General features: G+C 58.4%; 16 protein-coding genes and 1 riboswitch. Of the genes, 6 read left to right on the top strand and 10 right to left on the bottom strand.

Annotated features, from left to right (window positions below; all coding sequences use genetic code 11):
- Positions 1-221 precede the first annotated feature (221 nt).
- The 5 genes from ACR3EG_RS13065 to ACR3EG_RS13045 form a co-directional block, all read right to left on the bottom strand.
- Positions 222-890 carry a Crp/Fnr family transcriptional regulator gene (locus tag ACR3EG_RS13065; protein WP_170352779.1) on the bottom strand — a complete coding sequence of 223 codons (669 nt, stop codon included), beginning with the start codon at positions 888-890 and terminating at the stop codon, positions 222-224.
- A gap of 120 nt (positions 891-1,010) precedes the next feature.
- Positions 1,011-1,631, bottom strand: coding sequence for an inner membrane-spanning protein YciB (locus ACR3EG_RS13060; protein WP_480496310.1), 621 nt, complete (start codon positions 1,629-1,631; stop codon positions 1,011-1,013).
- Between the two features lie 16 nt (positions 1,632-1,647).
- Positions 1,648-2,550 (bottom strand): EamA family transporter, encoded by a 903-nt coding sequence (locus ACR3EG_RS13055; protein ID WP_170352781.1) that lies wholly within the window; start codon positions 2,548-2,550, stop codon positions 1,648-1,650.
- Positions 2,551-2,638: 88 nt separating this feature from the next.
- The gene (ftsY, locus tag ACR3EG_RS13050; protein WP_480496308.1) at positions 2,639-3,820 is read right to left on the bottom strand and encodes a signal recognition particle-docking protein FtsY; all 1,182 of its coding nucleotides are present in this window, start codon (positions 3,818-3,820) and stop codon (positions 2,639-2,641) included.
- A 58-nt stretch (positions 3,821-3,878) separates the two neighbouring features.
- On the bottom strand, positions 3,879-4,556 hold the full coding sequence (locus ACR3EG_RS13045; RefSeq protein WP_480496306.1) for a lysoplasmalogenase family protein: 678 nt from the start codon (positions 4,554-4,556) through the stop codon (positions 3,879-3,881).
- 94 nt (positions 4,557-4,650) lie between these two features.
- Between ACR3EG_RS13045 and ACR3EG_RS13040 the strand changes: the two genes are divergently transcribed.
- Positions 4,651-5,046, top strand: a complete 396-nt coding sequence (locus tag ACR3EG_RS13040) for a hypothetical protein (RefSeq protein WP_170352784.1) — start codon at positions 4,651-4,653, stop codon at positions 5,044-5,046.
- A gap of 7 nt (positions 5,047-5,053) precedes the next feature.
- Here the strand turns inward: ACR3EG_RS13040 and xseA are convergent, their stop codons facing one another.
- Entirely contained in the window at positions 5,054-6,547 is a 1,494-nt protein-coding gene (gene xseA, locus ACR3EG_RS13035) for an exodeoxyribonuclease VII large subunit (protein ID WP_480496304.1), read from the bottom strand.
- A 75-nt stretch (positions 6,548-6,622) separates the two neighbouring features.
- On the opposite strand from xseA, the gene purD reads away from it, so the two are divergent.
- The gene (purD, locus tag ACR3EG_RS13030) at positions 6,623-7,885 is read left to right on the top strand and encodes a phosphoribosylamine--glycine ligase (RefSeq protein WP_480496302.1); all 1,263 of its coding nucleotides are present in this window, start codon (positions 6,623-6,625) and stop codon (positions 7,883-7,885) included.
- A gap of 94 nt (positions 7,886-7,979) precedes the next feature.
- Here the strand turns inward: purD and ACR3EG_RS13025 are convergent, their stop codons facing one another.
- Together ACR3EG_RS13025 and ACR3EG_RS13020 are read right to left on the bottom strand one after the other, a co-directional pair.
- Positions 7,980-8,678 (bottom strand): FG-GAP repeat domain-containing protein, encoded by a 699-nt coding sequence (locus tag ACR3EG_RS13025; RefSeq protein ID WP_480496300.1) that lies wholly within the window; start codon positions 8,676-8,678, stop codon positions 7,980-7,982.
- Between the two features lie 92 nt (positions 8,679-8,770).
- Positions 8,771-9,094: a 2Fe-2S iron-sulfur cluster-binding protein gene (locus ACR3EG_RS13020; protein ID WP_170482635.1), complete on the bottom strand. Its 324-nt coding sequence runs from the start codon at positions 9,092-9,094 to the stop codon at positions 8,771-8,773.
- Between the two features lie 127 nt (positions 9,095-9,221).
- Between ACR3EG_RS13020 and ACR3EG_RS13015 the strand changes: the two genes are divergently transcribed.
- On the top strand, positions 9,222-9,596 hold the full coding sequence (locus ACR3EG_RS13015) for an OB-fold nucleic acid binding domain-containing protein (RefSeq protein ID WP_234899408.1): 375 nt from the start codon (positions 9,222-9,224) through the stop codon (positions 9,594-9,596).
- A 112-nt stretch (positions 9,597-9,708) separates the two neighbouring features.
- On the top strand, positions 9,709-10,569 hold the full coding sequence (locus ACR3EG_RS13010) for a DUF2189 domain-containing protein (protein WP_209196604.1): 861 nt from the start codon (positions 9,709-9,711) through the stop codon (positions 10,567-10,569).
- 18 nt (positions 10,570-10,587) lie between these two features.
- On the opposite strand, the gene ACR3EG_RS13005 is transcribed toward ACR3EG_RS13010, so the two are convergent.
- Complete coding sequence (locus ACR3EG_RS13005) at positions 10,588-11,277, bottom strand: glutathione S-transferase N-terminal domain-containing protein (protein WP_170352790.1); 690 nt, start codon at positions 11,275-11,277, stop codon at positions 10,588-10,590.
- Between the two features lie 23 nt (positions 11,278-11,300).
- On the bottom strand, positions 11,301-12,278 hold the full coding sequence (locus tag ACR3EG_RS13000) for an alpha/beta hydrolase (protein ID WP_480496298.1): 978 nt from the start codon (positions 12,276-12,278) through the stop codon (positions 11,301-11,303).
- Between the two features lie 91 nt (positions 12,279-12,369).
- A riboswitch (SAM riboswitch) is annotated at positions 12,370-12,447 on the top strand.
- Positions 12,448-12,510: 63 nt separating this feature from the next.
- Between ACR3EG_RS13000 and metZ the strand changes: the two genes are divergently transcribed.
- Positions 12,511-13,701: an O-succinylhomoserine sulfhydrylase gene (metZ, locus tag ACR3EG_RS12995; RefSeq protein ID WP_480496296.1), complete on the top strand. Its 1,191-nt coding sequence runs from the start codon at positions 12,511-12,513 to the stop codon at positions 13,699-13,701.
- 171 nt (positions 13,702-13,872) lie between these two features.
- Positions 13,873-14,976 carry a GTP cyclohydrolase FolE2 gene (gene folE2 / locus ACR3EG_RS12990; protein WP_170352792.1) on the top strand — a complete coding sequence of 368 codons (1,104 nt, stop codon included), beginning with the start codon at positions 13,873-13,875 and terminating at the stop codon, positions 14,974-14,976.
- Positions 14,977-15,128 lie beyond the last annotated feature (152 nt).

Genomic DNA, 15,128 nt, shown 5'->3' with positions numbered 1-15,128 from the left:
AAAAAACAGTGGAAGGCCAGAGCAAGCGCTCTGGCCTTTTGTTTTCCGCACTTTTTTGGGACTGGCCAATAGAAAGAGCCACGCGCCGGGGAAGGCACGTGGCTCTGATACAGGGAGAGGTCAGTGGACAGATATCGGGGATGATTCTCTGACCTCCTACGGTAACAGTTATTAAGATAGTCTTAACGACTGGGAGAGTATGTGAAGCAGGTCACAGCCCGTCAGATCAAATCAGAATCTGCAAGTTCCCGCAGCGCGTCAAAGTCGTGGATCTCAAGACCACCGCGCGATGCCTCGACCACTTTGTCCCGCTTCCAGGTCGAGATCGTCTTTGACACCGCCTCTCGCGTTGCGCCAACGAATTCAGCCAGTTCGCTTTGCGACAGAGTGATGCGATTGCTTGCGTCGCCTTGCAGGTCAGACAGGTGCAGCAGTTTACGTGCCAGACGGATCGGCATCGGCAAAAAGACCTGTTCGTTCAACTGAGAGCCCATCCAGCGCATCCGCAATCCGGCCAGCCTGATCATATCAACCGCAAGGTCGGGGTGCTGACGAATCTGGTTCATGACGTCCTTGCGTCGGACGCGAAGAACACGAGACGGCTCGGCGGCGGCAATGGTGGCGGTGCGTGGGCCGTTGTCGAACAGACCGATCTCACCAAACACTTCTCCGGGTTTCATAAGGGTCAGAGACAGCTTGCGGCCGCTCATCGCCAGAAAGGAGACTTCAAGCGTTCCTTCAAGGATCGCATAGAGAGCGTCGCCCTCGTCCCCCTGTTCAAAAAGTACATCTCCTTGGGTCAAGGAGATCTCGGTCGCCTGAGCCGACAGCATGGTTCTCAGCCGGTCAGATGCCTCGGCCAGAAAGCCGGTGTTTGGAAAGGGCGTCATATTGGTGGTTTAACCCGAGGGATTGTGAGTGGTCCCACAACTTTTCACAGCAAACGCCTTTAGCCAAGGTTTTTGTGCATTTATTTTATATCAGAGCGACGTCCGTGACCTTCTGAACCTTCAGCCGTCCTGATTTTCATTTTGGTCGGGTTCTTCCATGTAAGCCTGCAACATGCTGAATTGCAGCATTAAAAACGCCATCAGCGCGATTGGAAACGCGAAGGTTTCGATTTTCACCCATAGATCAGTCGACAGGGTCCGCCACACCAGTTCATTCGCCACAGCAAGAACTGCGAAGCACCCGCACAGACGGCGGGTTAGTATCATCCACCCTTCGTGCCGCATCGGCAGCATCTCATCCAGCACATAGGCCAAGTAGGATTTGCCCTGCAGCAGGCCTATGCCAAGGATCGCGGAGAAGAACCCATAGACCAGCGTGGTTTTCATTTTGAAAAACCGCTCGTCGTTGAACCAGGCCGTCAAGCCACCGAAGAAGATCACCATGAACGCGGTGAATATCTGCATTCGGCTGAGTTTCCCGGTCAGTACCCAAAGAACAGCCATTGCCCCTAACATAAGCGGGACAAAGATAATGGTGGCCACGATGAACCCCGAGTATTCGGTTCCCGCGAATTCAAAGCTGTCGTCGCGCAGACGCAGGTAAATGAAGAAAAAGGCCAGCGGGGGCCCAAGCTCCAGCGCCTGTTTCAGGAAAGGGTTGATCTCTTTTTTGCCTGTCATCACGGATTCCTGCTGCTTACCCGCCCATTTCAACTATTACGGCGCCAAGTGCAATCAATGCCATCAACGCAATCCGTCTGGGGCCGACGGTTTCTTTGAGGATCAGCCAACCGATCAGTGCAGCAAATACTGTTGAGGTTTCACGCAGCACAGCTGCTTCGCCGACCTTGTCCAGTCGGGTGGCCAGCATGATCGAGCCAAAAGACAGCGGCGCGATGATACCTCCGGCGAGTCCGCGCAGCATCAAAGGTCCAAGAGCCGGACGATGGATCATGGCCCGCCATCTGAGAAATGCGTAGAAGGGCATCGCAGCCCCGTCGATCATGAAGAACCAAGCCAGAAACGTGAAAGGGTCCGCCGTGGCGCGGATGCCATAGGCGTCATAGGTTGTATAGAGCGCCACGAACAGCCCCGTCGCGATGGCCAGCGCAAGGGCAATGCCCAACGTCTCACGATTTGTTTCGAGAAATTTGAAGTTGTAGGCGGCCAGACCGAAGATACCGGCAAGAAGGACGGCGACTCCGAACCATTGGGTTCCGGTGAAGGTTTCACCGAACAAAAGATAAGCGCCGATGACGGTGAACAGTGGGCCGGTGCCACGGACCACAGGATAAACGACCGTGTACGATCCCTTGGTATAGGCCAACGCCTGCAGCGTTTTGTACAAGATATGGATCACCCATACGACGGCAAAGATGGGCCACATGTAGGGTTCAGGCCAGGGCACGACAAAAAGCGCAAAGGGGGCAGCCATCAGGCAATAGCAGGCGTCGATAGCCCCGCGCGACATCCAGGGGTCGTGGCGTCCCTTTTGTAACGCTCCGAAGGCTGCGTGCAGAAAGGCAGCCATAAGCGCCAGCGCCAGCGCCAACTGGTGACCTGCTTCGGTGCCTTCCAGTGATATCAGCCAGTCGCTCAATACAAGTGCTCTTTCACGGGTGGTGAGGCCGGGGGGTTTTCCACCCCCGGACCCCCGAAGGATATTTTTAGCCAGATGAAGGGGCGGATCAGTTTTCCAGCCCAGTCAGGGCTGCGGCAAACTCTTCGGGATCGAAAGGCGCGAGGTCGTCGATCTGCTCACCAACTCCGATTGCGTGGATCGGAAGACCGAACTTGTCGGCCAGCGCGACCAAAACCCCGCCCTTGGCCGTTCCGTCGAGTTTCGTCATCACAAGCCCCGACACATCCGCCAGCTTGCGGAAGGTTTCAACTTGGCTGAGTGCGTTTTGCCCGGTGGTGGCGTCCAGTACCAGAAGGGTGTTATGCGGAGCGGTTTCGTCGACCTTGCGGATGACACGGACGATTTTGGCGAGTTCTTCCATCAGGTCTGTGCGGTTTTGCAAACGACCCGCCGTGTCGATCATCAGAAGATCCGCGCCTTCCTTCTGTGCTTTGGTGAGTGCGTCAAAGGCAAGAGAAGCAGGGTCCGAGCCTTCCGGAGCAGTCAGGACCGGCACTCCGGCGCGATCCCCCCAGACCTGCAGCTGTTCAACTGCGGCAGCGCGGAAGGTGTCTCCTGCGGCAATGACGACCTTTTTCCCGGCGGTTTTGAACTGGCTTGCGAGCTTGCCGATGGTTGTGGTCTTGCCTGATCCGTTAACGCCCACGACCAACACCACCTGCGGGCGTTTTGGGTAAATAGGAAGGGGTTTCGCCACCGGCTCCATGACGCGGGCGACTTCCTGCGCCAGAAGCTGTTTGATTTCTTGCGTCGAGAGTTTGCGACCGTACCGCCCCTCGGCCATGTTCGAGGTTACGCGCAAGGCAGTGTCGACGCCCATATCCGAGGCGATCAGCAATTCCTCGAGCTGTTCCAGCATGTCGTCATCCAGCGCGCGGCGGACAACGGTCTTTGGTTCACTTCGGCCGAACAGACGCCCCAGCACGCCTTTGGAAGACGTAGCTTCGGGAGGGGGTGGCGCGGGTTGTGGATCGGCAGGCGACGGGTCGGGCGTTTCGACCGGCTGCGGCGTGGGTACAGGGGCGGGTGTTGGTTGTGGCGCGGGTACTGGTTCCGGTGTTGGTTGAGGTACTTCCGGAACGGGTTCAGGCTGCGGTTCGGGCTCTGGTATGATCGGGTCCGGGGTTGTTGTTTCCTCGCCGCCATCCTCGACGATTGCGTCCAGCCCCTGTTCAAGGCGGGACGAGGATTTGAAAAGCTTGTTCTTTAGCTTTGAGAAAAACGCCATTTTTGGTCTCCGCAGGTGTTCCCCTCACCTAATGCGGATTCGCAGCGGTTGCAAAGGGTCAGGCAAACGCCAGCAGTAACCCCACCTGCGCCCCCCAGTACAATATCCAAATCGGATAGGGTGTAAGTTTCCGGGATGGGTGGTTAGCGGGCAAAAGGAATTTCTCGGTGGCCAGGATCAGGTCTGAGGCGATGAAGGCAAGGGCAGCGGGCAGGGCCAACCACAGCGCGTCTGTATCTGGTAGGGACAAAACAGCGATCCCCATTCCCAAAATGATCGGGATATAGGCAAGCACCGGGCCTTTCAGGTCACCTGCGCGCGGGGTCAGCAACGTGGCGGCAACAATACCCAAAACAATCAACGACCAGAACATGGCAGGTCGGTCCCAAATCAGGGCCGGGTCGCTGGACGGATGCGTGAGAAACAACGCAATATAGGCCAGATGCCCGGCGGCAAACGCTCCGATACCGGCCATGAAGGTCTGGTCCGTTTCGCGTGACAGTAACGCATCCCCGATTGCGCAAAGGGCAAGTGCCGTCGACAAGAGCAATGGCGCAACGCTGAAAACCGCAATGACGGCCAGTGTGCCAACTGAAGCGGTCTTAAAAAACGTTCTCGCCGTGCTGACAGGTTTTGGGGCCATTGGCATGTAAGCCAGCGCACAGGCGGATGCGAAAATCAGCAGAACAGTGGTCACGCGTTGGTCTCCGGGTTGGTGATCAAACCAGAACGCCATGATCATGCGGTCAATTCAACGGGTTACGTCAGGGCAGGGTGGTCTGACGCAATGGTAATTGGCCTTGTCTTCCGGCTTCTGACAGAATGACTGCATGCTGAGACACATCGTGATTCTTTTAGCCCTTTCCGCGCAGGCGGTGGGTGCCCAGACGGCCCTGTCCGGATCCGAGTTCGATGACTATACGCGCGGTAAAACCCTGTTTTACGGGTTTCAGGGCGAGGTTTATGGTGTCGAACGGTACCTGCCGAACCGTCGGGTGATTTGGTCCTTTTTGGATGGCGACTGCAAAGAGGGCGTCTGGTATGAGCAAGAGGATCAGATCTGTTTCCTCTATGAAGACAGGCTTGATCCACAATGCTGGCGCTTTACCCGGTCTGGCGCTGGGTTGATTGCTCAATTTGAAGGAAATCCCGACCAGACCGAATTGTATGAGGCCGAGGACATCGACGAAGAGATGATATGCCTCGGGCCAGAGGTCGGAGTTTAAGTGTCACTTAGAACAATGAGCCTTGATCCGGTGCGTCTTTTTTAGGCGATTTTTTTGGTGCAGGTCGCGGCGCCTGCGGCTGTCCTGTGGTGAGCATGCCATCGGCAAATTCGATCTCTAGCGCGTTGTGTTTTGCAGCCTGTTTCTTCGTGGTTATCACTTGATCGTCGGCTCGTACCACGGCGTAACCACGTTGCAACGTCGCCTTGTAGCTGAGCGTTTCGCGCAGGCGGTCCGTTGCCTCTAGCTGTTGCCGCATTCGGTCCAAACGCAGGGTGTGGGCCGCGCTCATCCGTTCGCTTAACCTCGAGAGAGTTTGGCGCTGCACCTCGATCTCACGTTGGATGGGACGCAGTGACAGGCGCGAGGACAGGTTGCGCACCGCCTCTTGTCGGCTGCTTACCAAGTTGCGCAGGGTTGAGGGCCGCAGATGGGCAGAGAGCCGCACCACTTGCAACTGGCGGTTTTGCACGCCGCGCTCCAGCGCTGGGGTTAAGCGATCTGCAATAAAATCAAGTCGTTGGCGTGGAGAGTTCAACAAGCTGTCCGGGCGCGGCAGGGCGCGGGACAAGTCGCGCAGGCGTTGGCTGCGGCGTTGCACGGCATCGGTCGCGGCGCGGGACAGGCGCGCGCCTTGCTCTCCGGTCCAGGCCAGTAGCTCCATTCGAACGGGCACGGCCAGTTCAGCGGCTGCAGTGGGTGTGGGGGCGCGGCGGTCCGAGACATAGTCGATCAACGTCGTGTCTGTTTCATGCCCCACGGCCGAGATCAGCGGGATGTCCGAGGCCGCAGCGGCCCGCGCGACGGCTTCTTCGTTGAAACCCCACAGGTCTTCGATCGACCCGCCACCACGCGCGACGATGATCAGGTCGGGGCGCGGTAGGGCACCTCCGGGGGTGAGCTGATTGAAACCGTTGATCGCATTGGCAACTTCGGGGGCGCAGTTCGATCCCTGCACGGCCACCGGCCAGATCAGCACCTTGCGCGGGAACCGGTCGAGCAGCCGGTGCAGGATATCGCGGATCACCGCGCCGGACGGGGAGGTCACCACGCCGATAATCTGCGGCAGGTAAGGCAGGGGCTTCTTGCGCTCGGGGGCGAACAGCCCTTCGGCCTCAAGTTGTTTCTTGCGCTTTTCCAGCAGCGCCATCAGTGCGCCTTGACCGGCGACGGCGACCTCATCGACGTTTAGGTTGTATTTCGATTGCGCGCCGAACGCGGTCAGGCGGCCGGTGACGACGACCTCAAGCCCTTCTTCGGGCACCACGGACAGGCCCGAGACTTGCCCCTTCCATGTGGTGCAGGCGAGTACGTTCTTGTCGTCTTTGATGTCGTAATACAGATGACCCGAGCGCGCCTTGAACACGCGACCGACCTCGCCGCGCACACGGATTCGGCCAAACGTGCCTTCCAGCGTGCGTTTCACCTCGCCCGAAATGTCAGAAACTGTATATTCCGGGGTGTTTTGGCCGGGAATGGGGTCGTCAAGCAGGTCGGACATTTCAGCGCCTTGTGTCAAATGCCCACCCAGCTTAGAACGCGCGGAAGGCGAGGCCAAGCAGATCGGAGAGCAGTCATGAATATCCTCATTCTCGGAAGCGGTGGACGCGAACACAGCCTGGCCTGGGCGGTGATGCAGAACCCCAAATGTGACCGTCTGATCGTGGCACCGGGCAATGCCGGGATCGCGCAGATCGCCGAGTGCGCGGCGCTGGATATTGAAAATGGCGGCGCGGTTGTCAGCTTTGCCGAGGAAAACGCGATTGATTTCGTGATTGTCGGCCCCGAGGCCCCGCTGGCCGCTGGTGTAGCAGACCGCCTGCGCGAAGCGGGTGTGCTGGTCTTTGGTCCCTCAGCCGAGGCTGCGCAGTTGGAGGCATCCAAGAGCTTTACCAAGGAAATCTGCGACGCCTCGGGTGCGCCGACCGCCGCCTATGGACGCTTTACCGAGGCCGAGCCCGCCAAGGCCTATATCCGCGAACAGGGCGCGCCGATTGTGGTCAAGGCCGATGGTCTGGCGGCAGGCAAGGGTGTGATCGTGGCGATGGACGAGGCCACCGCGCTGGAGGCCATCGACGACATGTTTGGTGGTGCTTTTGGCGGGGCCGGGGCCGAAGTGGTGATCGAGGAATTCATGGAGGGCGAGGAGGCCTCCTTGTTTGTGTTGTGTGATGGTGAGGATATTCTGTCCGTCGGCACCGCGCAGGATCACAAGCGTGTGGGTGAGGGCGATACTGGGCTGAACACGGGCGGGATGGGGGCGTATTCTCCGGCCCCGGTCCTGAGCGCCGAGGTCGAGGTCCGCGCGATGGAAGAGATCATCAAACCCACCGTGGTCGAGATGAACAAGCGTGGGATGCCGTTTCAGGGCGTTCTCTATGCGGGGTTGATGATCAAGGACGGTCAGCCGCGACTGGTGGAATACAATGTGCGCTTCGGCGATCCTGAATGTCAGGTGCTGATGATGCGTCTGGGCGCGCAGGCGATGGATCTGATGCACGCCGCAGCCGAGGGCCGTTTGGGCGAGGCGCAGGTGAACTGGGCCGATGATCACGCGCTGACGGTTGTGATGGCGGCCAATGGTTATCCCGGTTCTTATGAGAAGGGCAGTGTAATCGGTGGCCTGGACGCGTTGCCCGAGGACAGCAAGAACATGGTCTTTCATGCCGGGACCAAGGCCGAAGACGGGCAGGTATTGGCCACGGGTGGCCGGGTCCTGAACGTCACGGCCCGGGGCGAGACATTGCAGGACGCGCGCGACCGTGCATATGCGATGGTTGACGGGGTCGACTGGCCCGGTGGGTTCTTTCGCCGCGATATCGGCTGGCGCGCTTTGTGATCTGATTGCCGGGCTGCGCCCGTCTCGATTTTTTTTGGGCGAGGGGCCAGCCCCTCGCGCACCCCGAGGTATTTTTGGCCAGATGAAGGGCGGATCAGCAGTTTAATGCGTCGGTCAGGTCGCTGCGTTTTCTGAGCGGGCCAAGGTCGGTGCTTTGCCAACCATCTTGGAAATAGACGCCTTTGATGCGGGACCAATCTGCACTGGCCACAACGAGTGCCGAACGTGTACCGCAGGTGCGGATGCCGCCTGAAATGAAGTCTTCTCCGATTTTGTGGTTTGTCAGGCCGGGAAGCGCGGCAATTTCAGTAAGAGCACCATCCTTGAATCGCCAGATGCGCAGGGTTTTGGCCAGATGAGGGCGGTCGATATAGGCGATTTCGACATGGCCGTCGCCGTCCAGATCAGCTGCGCCGATAGGGGCGAGCCAGCGGAAACGGGTGCCTATATGCGGGGTGGCGGCTATCTTTTCTCCGCGCGCGTTATAGATGGCGAGTTGTGCGCCTTCGTGAACGCTGGATTCGACAACGATCACCTCGTTCGTACCGTCAAGATCAACATCGGCAAGTCGAGGCTCGAGGTCTTCGAATACGCGGTCCGGGGGAAGCTTGATGGAGTGTGTCGTCCATTCGTATACCGGTTGCAAGCGGAGTGGGGCTTGCGATGAGGCGTCTTCGATCCGCATCTCCAATCCGCCATATTCGACGAAATCGCCCAGGACACCATGGGCATAGCGAGTGGTGGGATCGGTGAAATGGGCCCTTGTAACCGTGTCTGCTGCTGTAAGAGGCATTGCCCCTGCCAGCCACAAGCTCACCGTCAGCAGCGCGCCGCGAGACCTGCCTTGCCAGAGGCGAGAGGGCCGGCGCGGCGCTTTGGAGATCATCAGATCTGCTTCTCAGGCATCTGAACGACCAGACCGTCCAATGCGTCGGTGACTTTGATCTGGCAGGTCAGGCGGGACCGCGCTGGGTCGGGCTCAAACGCAAAGTCCAGCATGTCCTCTTCCATGTCGTCTTTGGCGGGCACTTTCTCGACCCAATCAGGGTGGATATAGACATGGCAGGTCGAGCAGGCGCAGGCGCCGCCGCAATCGGCCTCGATGCCGGGGATGTTGTTGTCACGGGCCCCTTCCATGACGGTCAGTCCGTTGGCGACCTCGACGGTGTGCTCGGTACCGCCATGCTCGACATAGGTGATCTTTGCCATTGCGTGCGTCTTCCTTTTACGATGTTCGAAACCTTCCTTAGTCAAGCCATTTAGGTCTTTCCACCCTCATTTGCGACTCGGGATGCCGCGACTGGACATTCCTGTTATATGTTCTATTTTTGTTCTCATGCTTGTTGCCCCTGTTCGCCGTGCAGTTCCAAACCGAGACTGGCCGCGCCCACCCGCTTGCCTGCCAGCCAATCGGTTGGACGATCCCCCCGATAACGCCCGTGTGACCGTGGCCGGGCTGGTGATCTTGCGGCAGAGACCGGGAACCGCCAAGGGCGTGATCTTTCTGACGCTTGAGGACGAGACCGGCATCGTGAACGTGGTGGTCTGGCGCGCGATGTACGAGGCGTTCCGTCGCGCGGTGATCTCGGGGCGGTTGTTGCGGGTTACAGGGCGGATGCAACGGGCGCATTCCGTGACCCATGTGATCGCGGAAGAGATCGAGGATATCTCGGGGATGTTGGACGTGTTGGTACGGGGGGAGGGAGCCTAGGCGCTGCCATGCACTCCTGCCTTGTCCAAACGCCAGCGCTGATGCACAATTTCATCATTAGATGTTGGGCGCGCCGACAGACCACCACGCCACGCTTTGGGAGGAACGTGTCATGCCATCCAAAACCGCAGATTCCACACCGCCAGAGGACCTGACGCCCCAGCAGCAGGACAGGGCCGACGTCAATACAATCACTGTCGACGATATAACCGCCTCGTTAAAAGCTGGCTTCTCTGACTTTCTGGCGCGCCCGGTCATGAGCGGCTTTTTCGGTCTGTTCTATGCGGTGTTCGGAATTCTTCTGGTTTGGGTCATGGTCTGGCTGGGTAAGATCTGGATGATCATTCCGGCCATTGTCGGCTTTCCGTTGATTGCACCATTTGCAGCCGCTGGGCTGTACGAAATGTCACGCCGGTTGCAAAACAGAGAGGACTTCGGATGGTCAGAAATCCTGACCGTCATGGCTAATCAGCGAAAGCGTGAGATGGGCTGGATGGCCTTTGTTACACTGTTCATATTCTGGGTGTGGGTTTACCAGATTCGGCTATGGCTGGCGATTATCCTACAGGACGCTTCTTTTTCGGACTTGGACGGGTTTCTGAACACCGTATTTTTCACTCCGCAGGGCTGGACGTTTCTTGCTGTCGGCACGGCCATAGGGGCATTTCTGTCAGCGGTCCTGTTCTCGACAACTGTCGTTGCCATGCCCATGCTGCTGGATCGCGAGACCAATTTCGTCTCTGCCATGCTCACATCAATCCGGGTTGTCACCGAGAACCCCGTAGTGATGCTGAGCTGGGCTGCGATCATCTCGGTCACGATGCTGCTGTCGCTGGTTCCGGCGTTTTTGGGCCTGATCTTTACACTGCCGATTCTGGGGCACACGACGTGGCATCTGTACCAGCGGGCTGTCCCGCCGGTGGCGGATAATTCGCCCGCTGTCAGTACAAACCACGCATCATCCGCAGGTTAGCAAGGCTTTTGACCTAATTTACCGCTTGAACAAATTGCTCTGCGACTGCTTGTCTCGATGGTCCCCGCGCAATTCGGCATGTAGCGCCCGACCGGCCTGAACACCGGGGCGGGCACTGACGGTTTCCAGCCAGCGGGTGAAATGTGGCTTGTCTTCCAGCACCTGTTGCTGGCCTTCCCACAGACTGGCCCAGCCCCAGATCGACATGTCTGCAATGGAGTAGAAATCGCCCGCGACATATTCGTTCTCGGCCAGCCGCCGGTCGAGCACGCCGTAAAGCCGGCCAACCTCGGTGCGATAGCGATCCTTGGCATAGGGCAGGTCTTGTGGCGGGTCCAGTTGCGGGGCGTATTTCAAAAAGTGGTGCGCCTGACCGGCCATGGGTCCGACCCCGCCCATTTGCCACATCAGCCATTCCTCAACAGCGATCCGGTCACGCTCGGTCTTGCCGTAGAACCGCCCTGTCTTTCGTGCCAGATACATCAGGATGGCACCGCTTTCGAAAACCGAGATCGGCCTTCCATCCGGGCCGTCGGGGTCAACGATGGCGGGCATCCGGTTGTTGGGTGCGATTTTCAGGAATTCTGGGTCGAACTGGTCACCTTTACCGATATTGATCAGGTGGGTGGTGTAGGGCAGGTCCATTTCTTCCAGCGCTATGGACGCCTTCCAGCCATTCGGCGTCGGCCAGAAATACAGATCGATCATAATGTCTCCTCAGCTTGAGGGGATCATGAGGCTTTCTGCGCAAAGGGCAAGAGGGCGTGTGGCCGGGGGAGCGCAAACAACCGTGACCAGCGTGGCGCTGGCAGGTCGGGCAGGCCAGTTCGCAGACTATTGAGGCACAAGCGATCATGGTTGCGCAGCAACGCGTTATACAACCGCAGAACGCCCGGTCGAGTATAGCTTGACCAATGACAGATGCGACGCCGGGGCATGCCAACTGGCTGTACGACGCGGGACAGATGGGCCAAAGTTTGCGGACAATCCAGTTGTAGCGTGACTGCGTTTGGGGCCTGCAGCCCTGTTCCTATGCTACGGTCTCCACCTCGGGGTGGCTGGATCAGCCATTCATAAGCCATGTCAAACAGATCGTTTTCCCGGCTGGTCACATTGACGAATTCCGCAGATCGACCGGCCGGTGTGTCCAACGCACAAAGCGCTCGGCTTTGGTAGGCTGCCCCCGTCAACGAGATAATGCGGTTCAACGCCCCGGATCCAGAGTGGTGCAAAGCCTCAAGCGCCAGTTCGACACCCATGGAATGGCCGATGAAATGTATCGGTCTTCCGGGGTTCAACCGACGCAAATCGCGGATCAGCCCGGCCAATGCGCGACCGGCCTCGACGGCGCGACGACGCGCCGCCCATACTGGCCCCTGGGCGTTCCAGCCAAATGCGATCCCCAGCCCTTCATCAGCGAACCCCGCGCCAAACCCAAGCTGCTGTGGCCAGCTTGGACACCCAAAGGACGTACCATCCGGTTTCAGGGCCAAAATATGTCGATGTGGGCAGGCTTTGGCGTCGTTGGGACTGTATTTATACCCGTGGGTCATGATGACGACAGGGCCCGATACATCCCTTGTACGCCGCAGCACGCTATAGACGGGTCGGGGGCTGCGATGGAGGGAAATCTGGTCGTCTTCGACGTTGATCCTGACTATCGGCATCTGCTCAGCCTCACACAAGATGTAGTGGTGCTCGTCTGTCATGACGCTATGACGATTGGGTGAAAGACAAGTTACAGAACCGTGACGTTGCACCGGTCAGGGTTGACGCCTTTGCAACTGCGGCGTAATGGCATCAAGACCACGTGGCGATTTGATACCGGATTGCGGGCCACGCTAAACAACACCGCTAAAAGGTCAGGATGAAGGGCCCCTTTCGCTTGACCGCGTCTGGGGTTTTTTATTTGCGCGCCCAAACCGGGCCGGAAGGAATGACATGAGCGAGAACTGGAACAAACGCACACAAGCCGTCCATGGTGGCATCCGCCGCAGTCAGTATAACGAGGTGTCCGAGGCGATCTTTCTGACGCAGGGCTTTGTCTATGATACCGCCGAGCAGGCCGAGGCCCGTTTTATTGAGACCGGCCCGGATGAGTTCATCTATGCCCGCTATGGCAACCCGACCGTGTCCATGTTTGAACAGCGTATTGCCGCTCTGGAAGGGGGCGAGGATGCTTTTGCCACCGCATCGGGCATGGCGGCTGTGAATGCGGCGCTGACCTCGATGCTGAAGGCGGGCGATCATGTGGTGTCGGCCAAGGCGCTGTTCGGATCATGCCTTTATATTCTGGAAAACATCCTGACCCGTTTCGGAGTCGAGGTAAGTTTTGTAGACGGCACCGATCTGGACGCGTGGCAGGCTGCGATCCGTCCCGATACAAAGGCGGTGTTCTTCGAATCTATGTCGAACCCGACGCTTGAGGTGATCGACATCGAGGCCGTCGCCAAGCTGGCACATGCGGTTGGCGCAACAGTCATCGTGGACAATGTGTTCTCGACACCCGTGTTCTCGCGCGCGATCCAACAGGGTGCGGATGTAGTGGTGTACTCTGCGACCAAACATATCGACGGGCAAGGCCGGGCGCTGGGCGGCGTTATCATCGGCACCAAAGACTTCATCCGCGGCACCGTTGAACCTTATTTGAAACACACCGGCGGCGCGCTTAGCCCGTTTAACGCCTGGGTGATGCTGAAAGGGCTTGAGACGATGGCCCTGCGCGTCAACGCGCAGGCTGAATCCGCGCAGATCATCGCCGAGGCGCTTGAGGGGCATCCAGCGCTGGAACGCACTTTGTACCCTGGTTTGAAAACCCACGCGCAGAATGCGCTGGTGCAGACGCAACTGGGGGGCAAGGGCGGCACGGTTCTGTCGCTGGATATCAAGGGCGGCAAGGATGCGGCCTTCAAGTTCCTGAACGCGCTGACGATCCCGGTGATCTCGAACAATCTGGGTGATGCCAAATCAATCTCTACGCACCCGGCGACGACCACGCATCAGCGTCTGAGCGATACGCAAAAGCACGAGTTGGGCATCACACCGGGTCTGATCCGTTTTTCGGTCGGGCTTGAGGATGCAGATGACCTGCTTGCCGATATCGGGCACGCATTGGACGTTTCTCAACAATAGCGGTGCGTCAAATCAGGTATTCCCGGGTCAAAGAAATGTGTGCGGGGTAGTAAATCGATCATTCCGCACCAAAATTCGATCCGGGCTGTGTTTTCCGGCGTATACGGATAAACTGGAAAACGCGCCGAGCCCGTATATACTCCGGCGACTAACCCCGAGGAACTCTGATCGATGAACGTGCATCCCCGTGACATTGACGACGCCCCCAACCATGATCAGGCCGAAGCCGCGCTGAAAGTGCTGCGCAAATGGGCCGAAAGCGCGACGGAGGCCGAAATCAGCCAGCTTGATCCGGCGATCGCACGTCTGGTTCCGGGGCTGGTGCCGGTGAACTATCCGTCGCTGTCACGTGAGTATCCAGAAGGGTTCGAGGTGGATGCTGCATATCGCGCCACGCTGCCCGACCTGCAAAACGGCCCCTCCAGCCTGATCCGGGGGGCAAAGCAGCAAATTCAGCATGTGGGCATTTCCAATTTCCGCCTGCCGATCCGCTTTCATCGCAAAGAGGGCGAGGATCTGACCCTTGAAACCTCGGTCACCGGGTCAGTCAGCCTTGAGGCGGAAAAGAAGGGCATTAATATGTCCCGCATCATGCGGTCCTTCTACAAACACGCCGAGCGCACCTTCAGCTTTGAGGTGATGGAAGCCGCGCTGGACGATTACATGACCGATCTGGACAGCTTTGATGCACGTATCCAGATGCGGTTTTCCTTCCCTGATAAGGTGCAAAGCCTGCGTTCGGGTTTGGAAGGTTATCAATACTACGACATCGCGCTGGAACTGGTCGAACAGAACGGCGTGCGCCAGAAGATCATGCATCTGGACTATGTCTATTCCTCGACCTGCCCTTGTTCGCTGGAACTCAGCGAACATGCGCGCTCGACGCGGGGGCAGTTGGCGACGCCTCATTCACAGCGCTCGGTCGCGCGGATTTCGGTCGTGGTGGACTGCGACGCCGATTGTCTTTGGTTCGAAGACCTGATCGCTCTGTGCCGTCGCGCAGTGCCCACGGAAACGCAGGTCATGGTCAAGCGCGAGGATGAACAGGCTTTTGCCGAGCTGAACGCTGCCAACCCGATCTTTGTCGAGGACGCCGCGCGTTTGTTCTGCGCCGAATTGCTGGCCGATCATCACGTCGGTGATTTCCGCGTGGTCGCCAGCCATCAGGAAAGCCTGCACAGCCACGATGCGGTTTCGGTCCTGACTGAAGGCCCGACCTTCGTATCCGCCAGCATTGACCCGAAATTGTTTGCGACACTTTTCCACGTAGGGTGAGGTCAAAAAGTCTCAACTTCAAACTTACGGCACGTTTTTGCCGCAGTGCAGCAAAAAATGCTGCAAGCGCACGGTCCTTCATGTAGACTGAGGCCGAATGCAGCCGTGACTGCGCCGTTTGATTGCGGCAAAGGTCACTTCTGAAGGAAGCC

Source organism: Ruegeria sp. AM7 (assembly GCF_056535965.1).
The sequence above is the reverse complement of the archived record's forward strand: the minus strand, read 5'-3'. Positions and strand labels throughout refer to the sequence as shown.

Bases quoted from the DNA above. Each gene is read 5' to 3' on its own strand.
- ACR3EG_RS13000 (WP_480496298.1), bottom strand. From the start codon at position 12,278: ATGACAGACGAGCACCACTACATCTTGTGTGAGGCTGAGCAGATGCCG.
- ACR3EG_RS13040 (WP_170352784.1), top strand. From the start codon at position 4,651: ATGCTGAGACACATCGTGATTCTTTTAGCCCTTTCCGCGCAGGCGGTG.
- ACR3EG_RS13045 (WP_480496306.1), bottom strand. From the start codon at position 4,556: ATGGCGTTCTGGTTTGATCACCAACCCGGAGACCAACGCGTGACCACT.
- ACR3EG_RS13065 (WP_170352779.1), bottom strand. From the start codon at position 890: ATGACGCCCTTTCCAAACACCGGCTTTCTGGCCGAGGCATCTGACCGG.
- folE2 (WP_170352792.1), top strand. From the start codon at position 13,873: ATGAACGTGCATCCCCGTGACATTGACGACGCCCCCAACCATGATCAG.
- xseA (WP_480496304.1), bottom strand. From the start codon at position 6,547: ATGTCCGACCTGCTTGACGACCCCATTCCCGGCCAAAACACCCCGGAA.
- ftsY (WP_480496308.1), bottom strand. From the start codon at position 3,820: ATGGCGTTTTTCTCAAAGCTAAAGAACAAGCTTTTCAAATCCTCGTCC.
- purD (WP_480496302.1), top strand. From the start codon at position 6,623: ATGAATATCCTCATTCTCGGAAGCGGTGGACGCGAACACAGCCTGGCC.
- ACR3EG_RS13015 (WP_234899408.1), top strand. From the start codon at position 9,222: ATGCTTGTTGCCCCTGTTCGCCGTGCAGTTCCAAACCGAGACTGGCCG.
- ACR3EG_RS13025 (WP_480496300.1), bottom strand. From the start codon at position 8,678: ATGCCTCTTACAGCAGCAGACACGGTTACAAGGGCCCATTTCACCGAT.
- ACR3EG_RS13005 (WP_170352790.1), bottom strand. From the start codon at position 11,277: ATGATCGATCTGTATTTCTGGCCGACGCCGAATGGCTGGAAGGCGTCC.
- ACR3EG_RS13020 (WP_170482635.1), bottom strand. From the start codon at position 9,094: ATGGCAAAGATCACCTATGTCGAGCATGGCGGTACCGAGCACACCGTC.
- ACR3EG_RS13060 (WP_480496310.1), bottom strand. From the start codon at position 1,631: ATGACAGGCAAAAAAGAGATCAACCCTTTCCTGAAACAGGCGCTGGAG.
- ACR3EG_RS13010 (WP_209196604.1), top strand. From the start codon at position 9,709: ATGCCATCCAAAACCGCAGATTCCACACCGCCAGAGGACCTGACGCCC.
- metZ (WP_480496296.1), top strand. From the start codon at position 12,511: ATGAGCGAGAACTGGAACAAACGCACACAAGCCGTCCATGGTGGCATC.